General features: G+C 72.4%; 14 protein-coding genes. 10 read left to right on the top strand and 4 right to left on the bottom strand.

Going from position 1 to position 12449, the window contains the following annotated elements; genetic code table 11:
- Positions 1 to 43: 43 nt before the first annotated feature.
- Entirely contained in the window at positions 44 to 778 is a 735-nt protein-coding gene (locus NDW01_RS43775; RefSeq protein WP_252820187.1) for an IclR family transcriptional regulator, read from the bottom strand.
- A 172-nt stretch (positions 779 to 950) separates the two neighbouring features.
- Between NDW01_RS43775 and NDW01_RS12860 the strand changes: the two genes are divergently transcribed.
- Positions 951 to 1913 (top strand): amidohydrolase family protein, encoded by a 963-nt coding sequence (locus NDW01_RS12860; RefSeq protein ID WP_252820185.1) that lies wholly within the window; start codon positions 951 to 953, stop codon positions 1911 to 1913.
- A 22-nt stretch (positions 1914 to 1935) separates the two neighbouring features.
- Here the strand turns inward: NDW01_RS12860 and NDW01_RS12855 are convergent, their stop codons facing one another.
- On the bottom strand, positions 1936 to 2517 hold the full coding sequence (locus NDW01_RS12855) for a GlcG/HbpS family heme-binding protein (RefSeq protein ID WP_252820183.1): 582 nt from the start codon (positions 2515 to 2517) through the stop codon (positions 1936 to 1938).
- 99 nt (positions 2518 to 2616) lie between these two features.
- Between NDW01_RS12855 and NDW01_RS12850 the strand changes: the two genes are divergently transcribed.
- The gene (locus NDW01_RS12850; RefSeq protein WP_252820181.1) at positions 2617 to 2871 is read left to right on the top strand and encodes a helix-turn-helix domain-containing protein; all 255 of its coding nucleotides are present in this window, start codon (positions 2617 to 2619) and stop codon (positions 2869 to 2871) included.
- A gap of 30 nt (positions 2872 to 2901) precedes the next feature.
- Positions 2902 to 3747 (top strand): biotin--[acetyl-CoA-carboxylase] ligase, encoded by an 846-nt coding sequence (locus NDW01_RS12845; protein ID WP_252820179.1) that lies wholly within the window; start codon positions 2902 to 2904, stop codon positions 3745 to 3747.
- Here the strand turns inward: NDW01_RS12845 and NDW01_RS12840 are convergent.
- Positions 3744 to 4340 carry a TetR/AcrR family transcriptional regulator gene (locus tag NDW01_RS12840; protein WP_252820177.1) on the bottom strand — a complete coding sequence of 199 codons (597 nt, stop codon included), beginning with the start codon at positions 4338 to 4340 and terminating at the stop codon, positions 3744 to 3746. The genes NDW01_RS12845 and NDW01_RS12840 overlap by 4 nt on opposite strands.
- A gap of 85 nt (positions 4341 to 4425) precedes the next feature.
- On the opposite strand from NDW01_RS12840, the gene NDW01_RS12835 reads away from it, so the two are divergent.
- The 7 genes from NDW01_RS12835 (at position 4426) to NDW01_RS12805 (ending at position 11712) form a co-directional block, all read left to right on the top strand.
- Complete coding sequence (locus NDW01_RS12835; RefSeq protein ID WP_252820175.1) at positions 4426 to 5844, top strand: FAD-dependent monooxygenase; 1419 nt, start codon at positions 4426 to 4428, stop codon at positions 5842 to 5844.
- Positions 5845 to 5876: 32 nt separating this feature from the next.
- Positions 5877 to 6137, top strand: coding sequence for a hypothetical protein (locus NDW01_RS12830; protein ID WP_252787068.1), 261 nt, complete (start codon positions 5877 to 5879; stop codon positions 6135 to 6137).
- A 78-nt stretch (positions 6138 to 6215) separates the two neighbouring features.
- Complete coding sequence (locus tag NDW01_RS12825) at positions 6216 to 8765, top strand: FtsK/SpoIIIE domain-containing protein (RefSeq protein WP_252820172.1); 2550 nt, start codon at positions 6216 to 6218, stop codon at positions 8763 to 8765.
- A gap of 13 nt (positions 8766 to 8778) precedes the next feature.
- Positions 8779 to 9465, top strand: a complete 687-nt coding sequence (locus NDW01_RS12820; protein WP_252820170.1) for a hypothetical protein — start codon at positions 8779 to 8781, stop codon at positions 9463 to 9465.
- A 39-nt stretch (positions 9466 to 9504) separates the two neighbouring features.
- Entirely contained in the window at positions 9505 to 10014 is a 510-nt protein-coding gene (locus tag NDW01_RS12815) for a PH domain-containing protein (protein WP_252820168.1), read from the top strand.
- Between the two features lie 11 nt (positions 10015 to 10025).
- Positions 10026 to 11006, top strand: coding sequence for an adenylate/guanylate cyclase domain-containing protein (locus NDW01_RS12810; protein WP_252820166.1), 981 nt, complete (start codon positions 10026 to 10028; stop codon positions 11004 to 11006).
- Positions 11007 to 11241: 235 nt separating this feature from the next.
- The gene (locus NDW01_RS12805; RefSeq protein ID WP_252820164.1) at positions 11242 to 11712 is read left to right on the top strand and encodes a hypothetical protein; all 471 of its coding nucleotides are present in this window, start codon (positions 11242 to 11244) and stop codon (positions 11710 to 11712) included.
- 110 nt (positions 11713 to 11822) lie between these two features.
- Here NDW01_RS12805 and NDW01_RS12800 read toward each other — a convergent pair whose 3' ends face one another.
- Complete coding sequence (locus tag NDW01_RS12800; RefSeq protein ID WP_252820162.1) at positions 11823 to 12356, bottom strand: YbhB/YbcL family Raf kinase inhibitor-like protein; 534 nt, start codon at positions 12354 to 12356, stop codon at positions 11823 to 11825.
- Between the last annotated feature and the right edge of the window lie 93 nt (positions 12357 to 12449).

Below are 12449 nucleotides of genomic sequence, written 5' to 3'. Positions count from 1 at the left end.
TCCCGCCCCGCCGGGAACGCGCGGACGGCGCGGGACGGGGCTGTCAGCCGACCTGGAGGCTGTCACTCATCTCCCGCGAGATGGCACGCGCGGCGGCGCGGACGGCCGGCACATAGACCGCCGCGTCGAAATCAATGCTCGGCGCCACCACGGACACGGCGGCGACGACGCCGTCCGCGTCGCGGACCGGCGCCGCCACCGTGGTGTGCGGCTGTGGCTCGGCCTGACTCCCGATGGCATAGCCGCCCCGCCTGACCTCGGCGAGGACCCGGCGCAGATCCTCGGCGGTGCGCACCCCGTCAGGGCCATGCCCGGGTTCAAAGCACCCGAGGATCTGCTCCTGCACATCGACGGGGGCGTGGGCCAGCAGGACCAGGCCGACGCCGGTCCGGGCCAGGGGCATGCGGCCTCCGACCCGGTAAAGCGCGGGACTCGCGTTGTGCGCGGACAGCCGCTCCACGAGCATGGCCTCGGCGCCGTCCCGCACCGCCAGCACGATGTGCCGGCCCGTGACGTGGAAGAGGTCCTCCAGGTAGGGCATCGCCACGGCCCGCAGCCCGTGCCCGCGCGGAGCGAGCGAGGCGATCTCCAGCAGTCGCAGTCCGATGACGTAGCGGCCGTCGTCGAGGCGCTCCAGCGCCCCGGCCTCGGTCAGCTTGCGGGCCAGGCGCAAGGCGGTGCTGCGGGGCAGACCGGTCCGCTGGGCGAGGCGCGTCAAGGGCAGGACGCGGTGGTCGGCGTCGAAGGCGCCCAGCACGGCGAAGGCTCGGTCGATCACTGCCTCGCCCGCTTTGACGGACGGCGCGGGCGGCTGAGGCCCGGACCCGCCGTGAGCGGATCTGATGTCGGCACCACATCTCCGTTTCACTGAGTGGCACACCCCATGCCATTGAACGGCTCTCCTGCCTAGGGTAAGGCGCCCGAGCACCCCCGACTGGGAGGAAACGGCGATGAGAACGCACGGCCTGATCGACTTTCACGCCCACTTCACCACCCCGCACTACATCGAGGCCGCCAAGGCGGGCGGTCACGTGCAGGCCGACGGCATGCCTGAGGCCTACTGGCCGCGATGGACCGCCGAAGAACATCTGGCGCTCATGGACGAAGCCGGTATCGCGAAAGCGATGCTGTCGCTGTCCTCGCCGGGCGCCCACTTCGGCGACGACCGGGCCGCCCGTTCCCTGGCGCGTGAGGTCAACGAGTTCTGCGCCCAGGAGGTGCGAGGACATCCGGACAGGTTCGGGCAGTTCGCCACCCTGCCACTGCCCGATGTGGACGGCTCGCTGTCGGAGCTCGCCCACTGCTTCGACGAACTCGGCGCGGACGGCGTGGCGCTGTTGTCCAACCACGCGGGGATCCGGCTCGCCGACGAGCGGTTCACCCCGCTGCTCGCCGAACTCGACCGCCGAGCGGCGATCGTCCTGCTGCACCCGACCACCTGCCCCGGCGCCGAGGACCTGTCGTCAGGACGGCCGTGGCCGATGATCGAGTTCCTGTTCGAGACCGCCCGTACGGTCATCGACTTCATCCTCAGCGGCGCGGCGACGAAGTTCTCCCGCATCCGCCTGATCGTGCCCCACCTCGGCGGAGTGCTGCCGCTGCTCACGGAGCGCGTCGAGGCGTTCCGTACGATCAGCGGTGAAGCGGCCGACCGCGTCACGGTCGCCGACATCCTCGGCCGGTTCTACTACGACCTCGCCGGCATGCCGTCGAAGCAGCAGATCGCCGCGCTCACCGGCATCGCCAGGCCGGATCGGCTGCTCTACGGCAGTGACTACGCCTGGACCAAGCGCGAGCTCGCCCTGCGCCTGCTGACGTCACTCGACTCGGCGATGGCCGACGGGCACGAGGACTGGCGGACCCTCACCACGCGCAACGCCGGCCTCCTCCTCGGCGAAGGGCCGGAGCGCTGATCGGCCGACACCTGGCATTCCTTCAGGGGGAGGCCCCATCGCCGGCATCGTCCGCGCAGGCGGGATGCGGCCTACCGGAAGGCGGCGGGCGGCTTGCCATCGGCACCGACCTGTCCGTCGACGCCGTCGGCAAGCCGCACGTGCCCCCGATGGCCGGTCGGTGACCGGGCACCTCGAACCCGAGGGCGGTCAGGGCCTCCTCGGCGGCCTGCTGGTCCTGCTCGGCGCTGCCGCCGGAGATCCCCAGCCCCCCGATGCACCGGCCGTTCTCAATGATCGGGTGGCCGCCGCCGACGGCCACCAGGCGAGGATGGCCGGCCAGTGGGGCGACCCGCGGGTCGGCGAGGTGGTCGTTCCACGTATGGGTGGGGAGGAGGAAGGAGGCCGCGGTCCAGGCCTCGTCGAGGGCGACCTCGGCGGTGAGGAAGGGCGCGTCGTCGGCTCGGTCGAACGCCTTCAGATGTCCTCCCTGGTCGGTGACGGCGATGGCCGCCGTGAAGCCGATCCGGACCGCGGCGGTGTGCACCGCCGCGATGAGTGCACCGGCGGCGGCCCGGGTGACCGACGAGGCGGGGGCCGACTTCCGGAGTGTGTCGGTGCTCATGGAGATTCCTTTGTCGCTGGGCTGTGCGCCGGCGGGTGAAGTGACCCGGAGCCGGGTCACCGCAGGGGCGAGGCCGGGGTGGGGACCACGCGGGTGCACATGAGTGTGCGCACCTTCACCCGGCGATTCCGCAGTGAGGTGGGCAGCAGCCCGCTGAAGTGGCTGGCGCAGCGGCGGCTGGCGCACGCGCGCCTGCTGCTGGAGTCCACCGACCTGACCGTCGCACGGATCGCCACCGCCTCCGGCCTCGGCGACCCTGTCGCGCTGCGCAAGCACTTCTACACGTACCTGGGCCTGTCACCACTGGCCTACCGTCGCGCCCACCACGCACCGGAGCCGATGACGGCACGGTGACCACCCTCGGCCCGCCTCTAGGCTGGGGAGGTGAGCCCTTCTCCGTACACCGATCTGGACCGTCCGCCGCTGAACGAGCGGGCGCTGAACCGCGCGCTCGTCCGTCCCGGCGGGGTGTGGCGCCGGATCGACGTCGTCGCCGAGACCGGCTCGACCAACGCCGACCTGGCCGAGGCCGCCCGGAACGGCGCGGGGGAGGGCCTGGTCCTCGTCGCCGAGGCGCAGACGGCCGGGCGAGGCCGCCTGGACCGGCGGTGGACGGCCCCGCCGCGTTCGGGGCTGGCGTTCTCAGCGCTGCTGCGGCCGCCCGTCCCGGTCGCCCGGCTCGGCTGGCTGCCGCTCCTGGCCGGGGTGGCGGTGGTGAGCGCCCTGCGCGGGTTCGCCGAGATCGAGGACACGTCGCGCGGTGGGATGGCCGACGCGGCGCTGAAGTGGCCCAACGACGTGCTGATCGACGGCCGGAAGCTCGCCGGGATCCTCGCCGAGCGGGTGGGCGACGCCGTCGTCCTCGGCATCGGGCTCAACGTCAGCCTGCGCGCCGACGAGCTGCCGGTGCCCACCGCGACCTCCCTCGCGCTGGAGGGCGCCCCCGCCGACCGCGACCCGGTGCTGCGCGCGATCCTGCGCGAGCTGGCGCACCGGTACGTCGAGTACTGCGGGGACTGGACCGAGGGCGCGCTCCGGGACGCGTACCGCGCGGTGTGCGCGACGCTCGGCCGTCAGGTGCGCGTGGAGCTGCCCGGCGGAGCGCCGGGCGCGCCGGACGGCGTGCTGACCGGGGAGGCCGTGGACGTCGACGAGAACGGCTGCCTGGTCGTCCGCGCCGCCGGTGGCGACCACGTGCTCAGCGCCGGCGACGTCGTGCACGTGCGCTAGAAGTCGCAGCCGTTGAGGCCGCGGTAGACGAAGCGGGTCAGGGCCTCGGTCACTTCCTCGTCGCTGAGCGCGTCGGCGGGCTGCCGCCGGATCTGCAGGAAGGCGTGGACCAGGGAGTACACCATCCGCAGCGCGGTCTCCGGTGGAGCGGGGAGCCGGCGCCCGGCGTCGGTGACGCAGGTGACGTGGCCCAGGATGTCGGCCATCTCGCTCCCGGCGAACCTGGCCAGGGTGCCGGCGAAGTTCTCACTGACCAGGGCCGCCTCCTGCACGGCGCGGATCGTCGCGGCGTGCTCCCGGTAGAGGCGGACGGAGACCTCGATGTGCTGGCGGACCGCCTCCGGGTCGGTGAAGTCCGACAGGTGCCCGGGAGCGGAGGCCGCGGAGTCGCCCTCGGTCGCCATGTCGGCCAGGAGCGCTTCGAGGAGGGCCTCCTTCCCGGCGAAGTGGTTGTAGAAGGAGCCCGCTGCCCGCCCGGCCTCGGCGGTGATGTCGGCGATCTTCGTGTTCAGGTAGCCGCGTTCGGCGAACACCCGCTTCGCGGCGGCCTTAAGAGCGGCCTCGGTCTCCGCCGCTCTCTCCTTGCGCTTCACGGAACCTCCTTGACCGGGAACCGTACCAACCAACATACTGAATCTAAATTCAGTGAAAGTTGATTCAGTGAGTGGTGGTTCAGTGATGGATGTGATCATCGCGGGCGCCGGCCCGACCGGCCTGACCCTGGCCATCGATCTCGCCCGCCGGGGGCTCGGCGTCCGTGTCATCGACAAGGCGAGCGAGTACTTCGCCGGGTCGCGGGGCGACGGCCTCCAGCCGCGCACGCTCGAAATCTTCGAGGACCTCGGCGTTCTCGGCGCGGTGCTCCGGCAGGGACGCCCCGTGCCGGTGATACGCGTGCACCTCGACGGGAAGTACGTGATGGACCGGCGCATGGCTGAGCACCTCGAGCCGACCCCCGACGTGCCCTACCCGAACGCGTGGGTCCTCGGTCAGTCCCAGACCGAGGGCATCCTGCGGGACCGGCTCGCCGAGCTCGGGACCCGGGTCGAGCTGAACACCGCCCTGGTCGACTTCGACCAGGACGCGGACGGCGTGACGGCGCGCCTGTCCACCGGCGAGACCGTGCGCGCCTCCTATCTGGTGGGCGCCGACGGCGGACGCAGCACCGTCCGCAAGGTCCTGGGAGTCCCCTTCGAGGGGGTCACGGACGAGACCATCCGGATGCTGCTCGGCGACGTGGCCGCCGACGGGCTGGACCACGCCTGGGGCTACTGGTTCGCCCGCGCGGACGCCCCGATGGTCGGAGTCGGCCTGAGCCCGCTGCCGAGCACACCAGGCCTCTTCCAGTTCAACGCCCCGCTCGGAGAAGACGAGGACGAGGCCTCGCTGGAGATCCTGCAGGGCAAGCTGGACGCGCTCGGCGCGGGCGTCCGGCTGACCCGGCTGGCCTGGTCGACCGTCTGGCGGCCCAACATCCGCCTGGCCGGGCGCTTCCGCGTGGGCCGGGTCTTCCTCGCGGGCGACGCCGCCCACGCACATCCGCCCACCGGCGGGCAAGGGCTGAACACCGGCGTGCAGGACGCCTACAACCTCGGCTGGAAGCTGGCCGACGGCTCACCCGAGCTGCTCGACGGCTACGAGACCGAACGCCGCGCGACCGCCGAGAGGGTCCTGCGCATCAGCTCCGAGCTCATGCGCAAACACCGGGAGGGGGCGGAGGACGCCCACGAACGCGGGGAGAACACCCGCCAGCTGGACGTGACGTACCGGACGACCGAGGGCCGGATCGTGGCGGGCGATCGCGCGCCGGACGCCCCCGTCACCGACGCCGACGGCAGGACGATCCGGCTCTTCGACCTGTTCCGCGGCCCGCACGCCACCCATCTGACCTTCGGCGCCCCCGCCCCGGACGCGCCTCATGCCTACGCCGTCCTGCGCCCCGGCGAGTCCGCGCCCGGACCTTACGTCATCGACACTCACGGCCACGCCCACACCGCGTACGACGCCTCGGCCGGCACCTCCGTCGTCATCCGCCCGGACGGCTACATCGGTCGGCGGACCTGCCCAACTGGACCGGTCCGCAACGCGCCGGTTTAATTGGGCTATCCCCATCCTCCGGAGGTCGTTGCATGGCCAGTGTGGCTGAGCTCAAGGGCGCCATCGCCCAGGCCGGCGAAGAGGCCGAGCAGGCAGTGCAGCTGCTCGTCCAGGCCGGGAGCCGGGCCGAGTCGGCGCTGCAGTACCTGATCGCGGTGGCCCAGGGGAGCGAGCACGACGCCCTGAGCGGCGCGCTGGGCGCCATGGGGCAGGCGGTCGAGAGCATCGAGGAGTGCCAGAACCAGATCGGCGCCGCGATCGAAGAGGCGAACACCTACGCCGAGGGGCTGTAAGGCGACCGCACCCCCGCACGTCCCCGACCGAGGTACCCCGCCCACCGCCGTCTGCGTGAAAGCCGCAGGAACCCCCACATGACGCTCAAGCCCGGCGATCTCGTTGCCGCCGTGCGCAAGGACATCCGGCAGGCGCGCGGCGCGATCCGCGCCCGCCGGAGCCGGCTCGACGAGATGATCGCCGAGGCGGAGGCGGCGGTCGAGCAGGGCCGCCGGGACGTCGCCGCGACGAGCGGCCCGGAGACGGCGACGGCCGTGGCCGGCTGGCGGGAGCTGGCCGCCGAGGCCGCGCCCGGCGCCGCGTCCGCGCCCTGGGCGGACTGGCCGGCCGAGCCCGAGCCGGCCGACTCCGGGCCGTGCCTCTACCGCGTCGGCACGGCCGCCGGTGAGGTGCCCGCGCTGATCCCGCTGCTGGACTCCGGCCACCTGAAGATCACCGGGGGCCAGACCCCGCTCGCCGACGCCATCGTCGACGCGCTGCTCGTCCGGATCGTGGCGATGACGCGGCCCGGCTCCGTACGGGTGAGCCTGTACGATCCGCGGCGGCTCGGGGCCGGTCTCGGCGGCTTCCACGCCCTGTCCCGGCCCGGCCTGCTCACCGTGTACGGCGTCGAGGAGTTCAAGGATCTCCTCGGCTCGCTTGACCGTGACATCCGGCGCATCCAGCGGGACGTGCTCGGCGGCGGGCACTCCTCCCTCGCCGAGCTCGCCGCGGCGACCGGACGGCGGCCCGAGCCGTGGCAGGTCGTCATCGTGCAGAGCCCGGTGCGCGGCCTCCGCGACGACGAGGTCGCCCACCTGAACAGCGTGATGCACGCCGGCGCGGCCTGCGGCATCCACGTCGTCTGCCGCGACGTGCCCGCCGAGGACGCGCCGGGCATCGAGACGATCCACATCACGGCGGACGGCCGCGTCACCACCTCGATGACCGGGGAGCTGCCGGTGACGGTCGAGCCGCCGCCGCCCGAGCTGGTCCGCGCGGTCTGCGAGCGCGCCGCCCGCTGGGCGGGCATCGAACGCGACCCGCCGCGCTTCGCCGAGCTGGTCCCGCACCGCATGTGGAGCGAGTCGTCGGCGGCCGGGGTGCGCGCCCCCATCGGCGAGGACGTCGACCGGTACGAGCCGGTGGAGGTCCTCCTCGGCGACGACCCGGTGCACGCGCTCGTCGGCGGCCCGCCGGGCTCCGGAAAGACGAACTTCCTCTACGCCATGATCGGGTCGATGGCCGCGCGGTACTCACCCGACGAGCTGGAGTTCTACCTGCTAGACTTCAAGGAGGGCGTGTCGTTCGCCCGCCTGGCCAGCGGCCGTACCGACAAGACGTGGCTGCCGCACGCCCGGCTCATCGGCGTGAACATCAACAACGACCGGGAGTTCGGCCTGGCGCTGCTGCGTTTCCTGGCCCGCGAGCTCGAACGCCGGGGCGCCGCCGCCCGCGAGCACGAGGTCACGAAGCTGGAGGAGCTGCGGGCGGTCGACCCGGACGGGCACTGGCCGCGCATGGTCGCGGTGATCGACGAGTTCCAGGTGCTGATCCAGCAGCAGGACAAGATCACCGACGAGTCGCTGTACCTCCTCAACGACCTGGCCCGCCGGGGCCGGTCCCAGGGCATCCACCTGGTCCTGGCCAGCCAGAACATCGGCGGCGTCCAGTCGCTGTGGGGGCGCGGCGCCATCCTGGACCAGTTCACGCTGCGGATCGCGCTGCCCAAGGCGCGCCGCATCCTCGCCGACGACAACACCGCGGCGCTGCAGGTGGCGCGCTTCTGCGCGGTCGTGAACGCCGAGTCGGGCGCGCGGCAGGCCAACCGCATCGCGCGGCTGCCCGACGCCGGGGCGGCGGGCACGTTCGACGCGCTGCAGCGAGAGCTGTGGCAGCGCCGCCCCGAGCACCTCGCGCCGCCGCGCATCTTCGACGGCGCGCACGTGCCGGAGCTGATGACGGCGCCGGCCCTGCCGCCGGGCGAGAGCGCGGTCGGCCAGCTCATCGACCTGGTCGGCAGCGCGGCGACCGTGCGGTTCGACCGCGCGCCCGGCCGCAACCTCGCGGTCGTCGGCACCCGCGCCGACGAGGCGTACGACGTGCTCGCCTCCGCGGTGCTGTCGCTGTCGCGCGGGCACGCGCCCGGATCGGCGGTCTTCCGGCTGTACGCGCTGGACGCACAGCTCGAGCCCCGGGTCGGGCTGCTGGCCCGGCGGCTGGCCGACGACGGGCACCAGGTCACGCTCGGCGGCGACCTGCCCGAGCCCGCCGACCGGGACGTGCCCGAGTACCTCGCGCTGTTCGCGGTGGACGCCGCGACCGGCCGCGCCGAGGACCTGCGCCGGGCGGTCCGCCGTCTCGTCGAGCACGGCCCGGAGCGCCGGATGCACGTGCTCGGCTGGTGGCGGACGACGGACCGGCTCAAGGCCGACGTCGTCGAGCGGGTCGGGAACGTGCGCAACATCGACGCCTGGGTCGCCCTGGACGTACGGGACAGCGAGCTGTCGCCGCTGCCGGGCGGCCAGATGCTGAGCTGGACCCCGCGCCACCGGCGGGCCCTGTTCCACGACCAGCGCACCGGCGTGCCGCCCCAGCCGATCATCCCGTTCGAGGTGATGAGCGAGGCGGGGGACGGCGTCGCGTGAGGGTGGAGGGCAGATGACGGACCCGGAGGCGGCACGGCGGTCATACGACCCGCAGGCGGCCCGGCGCGCGTACGATCCGCAGGCGGCACGGCGGGCGTACAAGGAGTACGCCGCCGAGGCCGGCCGCAGGCTGCTCGCCGCGGAGCGGGCCCGGCGCGGCCTGGAGGAGGCCGAGGAGCGGCGGACCGCCGCGTACGCCTCGGTCGAGCAGGAGTGGGCGCGCCTCGACGGCCTGGAGGAGCGGGCCGCCGGCGTCTGGCGGGAGCTGACCACCCGCTTCGGCCCGCACGCGGTCGGCCCGCTGCCCGACCCCGCCGACGACGTGCGCCCCGACCAGGAGGCGGCCGAGCTGGTGGGCGACGCGCACCGGCGCGTGCGCGAGCCGGTCCACTACGCCCTCGCCGGCCGGTACGTCCAGATGGCGGTGCTGGGCTTCGTGGTGGCCGTCGTCGTCACCGCGATCGGCTTCGAGCTGGCCGAGAGCCTGCGCGGCCTGGGGCAGGCGCGGCTGGCCCTCGCGTACGGGCCGGTGCTGGCGTCACCGTGGCTCGGGCAGGTCGCGGCGGCCGGCTGGATCCGGCTCCGCACGTCGCACGAGGAGCGCGAGTACGCCGTCGACACCGCGACGGGCGGCCTCGTCGGCGGCGGTGGCGTGTGGGTCATCGCCCTCATCTTCATCGTTGTCCACTTTGTGACGTGATGACATTTCCCACCCCTCCGTTTCTGCCAGGATGACGCCATGGGTCTTGCGAAGAGCTCGTTGGGCGAGGACGAAGAGATCGTCCTCGAGTTCCACCCGCACTGGTCGACGCTGGTCGGCACGATCTTCTGGGCGGTCGTGACGGTCGCCGTGGCGGTCGCCGCCATCGTCTTCATCCCGGGCGGCAGTGCGCAGACGGTGATCCGCCTCATCATCGCGGCGGTCGCGGTCGTCGCGATCCTCGTCGTCGGGCTGATCCCGTTCCTGCGCTGGGTCACCACGTCCTACACCCTCACGAACCGGCGGTTCGTGCTGCGGCACGGCATCCTGTCCCGCTCCGGGCGCGACATCCCGCTCACCCGGGTCAACGACGTGTCGTTCGAGCACAACCTGATCCAGCGGATGCTGGGGACCGGCACGCTGATCGTCGAGTCGGGCGGTGAGCACGGGCAGCTCGTCCTGAAGAACATCCCCCGGGTCGAGTACACCCAGAACCAGCTCTACCGGATCGTCGAGGAGCTGACCGACGGCGACGGCGTCAAGCCGTAGACGGGCCGTACATGAGCGACGTGCCGGAGCCGAAGGAGATCGAGGAGCTCCTCCTCGGCGGTGAGCTGAGGTTCACGCGGATCGACGCGATCGAGCGGTCCGGGGTGTCGCCGGAGTTCACCCAGCGGCTGTGGCGGGCCTTCGGCTTCCCCCACCTCGCCGACGAGACGGTCGCCTTCACCGAGGGCGACCTCGACGCGCTCGTCCGGATCAAGGACCTCCTCGGCGAGGGCCTGCTGGACGAGGAGATGGTCCTGCGGATGGTCCGCGCCGTCGGCCAGACGATGGCGCGGCTCGCCGAGTGGCAGATCGACATCATCGTCGGCGCGCTGGCCGATCCGCTGCAGCCGCCCTCGCCGGACGTCGTCCGCATGATCATGGAGCACGCCGAGGGGCACATCGCGGCGCTGGAGCCGCTCCTCGTCCACGCGTGGCGGCGGCAGCTCGCCGCCGCCGGCACCCGCGCGCTGACCGCGTCGGCGGCGGAGGACGCCGTTCCGGGGCGGCTGCGGGTCGCGGTGGGGTTCGCCGACATCGTCGGGTTCACGGCGACCAGCCGGAACCTCGGCGAGCTGGAGCTGGCCGACCTGGTCGAGCGGTTCGAGGAGACCGCCTCCGACGTCGTGGCCGAGCACGGCGGGCGGATCGTCAAGACCCTGGGAGACGAGGTCCTCTACACCGCCGAGACCCCCACGCTCGGCGCGGAGATCGGGCTGTGCATCGCCGAGGCGGTCCGCGCCGGAGGCGACACGGACGTGCGGGTCGGCATGGCGTACGGTCTCGTGCTCTCGCTGATGGGCGACGTGTTCGGCACGACCGTGAACCTCGCGAGCCGGCTGACCTCGATCGCCCGGCCCGGCACCGTCCTCGCCGACGCGGCCCTGGCCGACGGCCTGCGCGGCGCCGGCGCGTACGACCTGATCCGCATCGGCCGCCGCCCGGCCCGTGGCCTAGGCATCGTCCAGCCGTACGTCGTCCGCCGCGCCCGCTAGCGCATTAGAACCCGGCCGGGTGTCACGAAGTCGACTAGGCAATTGCCGACGACGTCGATCGATTGCCTAAATAAGCCCCTCATTCGCCGCCGTCCTAGACGCGGCCTTTGCTCCTTCATATGTTTGAACGGTCAACTATTGGCCGTTGGTCGGGCGACCAGCCTCTCCCGGGTGACGGGTCCGTGCGGACCGTGCACGGCCCGGCGCCGGAAGCCACCACAGGAAGGCAGCTGGCATGAAACTCAGGACCCTCGTAACCGGCACGGCAGGCACGGCGGCCCTGGCGATGGGCGCGCTGGTCACGGCCCCGCCGGCCTTGGCCGTCAGCCCCGCCACCGCCACCGTCCAGATCAACTGCGAGGGCGGCTGGCCCTCAGGCCAGGCCAGGCTCGACGTCCAGCAGAACGGCACGACGGCGACCATCACCTTCACCACATCCGTGGTGTGGACGTCCCACTCCATTCCGGCGAATTCGATGAACACGACGCTGACGATGTCCAATGCGCACGGCGGCACCGTCACCTTCAAGGGAACGTCCAACCCGGCATGGACGCTGCCCTGGCAGCCTTTCAACTCCGGCCCGTTGACGGGCACCGTCGCCCCGGGTGACGTGCTGCAGGCCAAGTCCCTCACGAGCACGGTCGGGACACTCGCGATCAACTGCACGGCCACCTCGCCGCAGGCCCCGGGGCCGTTCGTCTTCTGACAGCGGTCTGACGGCATCGATACCGCTGGTGCCGTGTCGAACGACGTTGGGGTGTCATGAGATGGCCCTCGATCACGACCGTGGTCGAGGGCCATCTTCGTTGTCATCTGTTATGCGGAAGTCTCGCCGGTGGCGGTCAGGACCGCGCGGCCGAGGATGTGGCCGGTCATGACGAAGCCGAGGTAGGCGGGCGTGGCGTCGGCCGGGACGCCGATGGACTCGACGTCGAGGGCGTGCACCACGACGAAGTAGCGGTGCGGGCCGTGCCCGGCCGGTGGGGCGGCGCCGAGGTAGCGGGCCACGCGGGCGTCGTTGGGCAACTGGAAGGCGCCCTCGGGCAGGCCTGAGCCGGTGTCGTCGCCGGCGCCCTCGGGCAGGTCGGTGACGGTGGCGGGGATGTCGGCGACCGCCCAGTGCCAGAACCCGGACCCGGTGGGGGCGTCGGGGTCGTAGACGGTGACGGCGTAGCTCTTGGTGCCTTCGGGGGCGCCGCTCCAGGACAGTTGCGGGGAGACGTCCTTCCCGCCAGGGATGCCGGAGGAGAGCTGCTCGGGCGCCCAGGCGGTGCCGTCGGCGACGTTGATGCTGGTGACGGTGAAGGAGGCCGCCTCGGGGAGGCGGGCGAAGGGGTCGTTGGCGCTCATGGCGTTCTGCCTTTCCGGCCGTGGTGGGACGTGCGATGTAATCGACGATAGCACTAATAATCGATTATCTATCCGATCGTCTATCCTCCTTCC

Source organism: Actinoallomurus soli (genome assembly GCF_024055715.1).
In the GTDB taxonomy this organism is placed as follows: domain Bacteria; phylum Actinomycetota; class Actinomycetes; order Streptosporangiales; family Streptosporangiaceae; genus Actinoallomurus; species Actinoallomurus soli.
The sequence above is the reverse complement of the archived record's forward strand: the minus strand, read 5'-3'. Positions and strand labels throughout refer to the sequence as shown.

Excerpts from the sequence above, each read along its gene's own strand:
- NDW01_RS12860 (WP_252820185.1), top strand. The coding sequence starts at position 951 with ATGAGAACGCACGGCCTGATCGACTTTCACGCCCACTTCACCACCCCG.
- NDW01_RS12855 (WP_252820183.1), bottom strand. The coding sequence starts at position 2,517 with ATGAGCACCGACACACTCCGGAAGTCGGCCCCCGCCTCGTCGGTCACC.
- NDW01_RS12850 (WP_252820181.1), top strand. The coding sequence starts at position 2,617 with ATGAGTGTGCGCACCTTCACCCGGCGATTCCGCAGTGAGGTGGGCAGC.
- NDW01_RS12835 (WP_252820175.1), top strand. The coding sequence starts at position 4,426 with ATGGATGTGATCATCGCGGGCGCCGGCCCGACCGGCCTGACCCTGGCC.
- NDW01_RS12830 (WP_252787068.1), top strand. The coding sequence starts at position 5,877 with ATGGCCAGTGTGGCTGAGCTCAAGGGCGCCATCGCCCAGGCCGGCGAA.
- NDW01_RS12825 (WP_252820172.1), top strand. The coding sequence starts at position 6,216 with ATGACGCTCAAGCCCGGCGATCTCGTTGCCGCCGTGCGCAAGGACATC.
- NDW01_RS12820 (WP_252820170.1), top strand. The coding sequence starts at position 8,779 with ATGACGGACCCGGAGGCGGCACGGCGGTCATACGACCCGCAGGCGGCC.
- NDW01_RS12815 (WP_252820168.1), top strand. The coding sequence starts at position 9,505 with ATGGGTCTTGCGAAGAGCTCGTTGGGCGAGGACGAAGAGATCGTCCTC.
- NDW01_RS12810 (WP_252820166.1), top strand. The coding sequence starts at position 10,026 with ATGAGCGACGTGCCGGAGCCGAAGGAGATCGAGGAGCTCCTCCTCGGC.
- NDW01_RS12805 (WP_252820164.1), top strand. The coding sequence starts at position 11,242 with ATGAAACTCAGGACCCTCGTAACCGGCACGGCAGGCACGGCGGCCCTG.
- NDW01_RS12800 (WP_252820162.1), bottom strand. The coding sequence starts at position 12,356 with ATGAGCGCCAACGACCCCTTCGCCCGCCTCCCCGAGGCGGCCTCCTTC.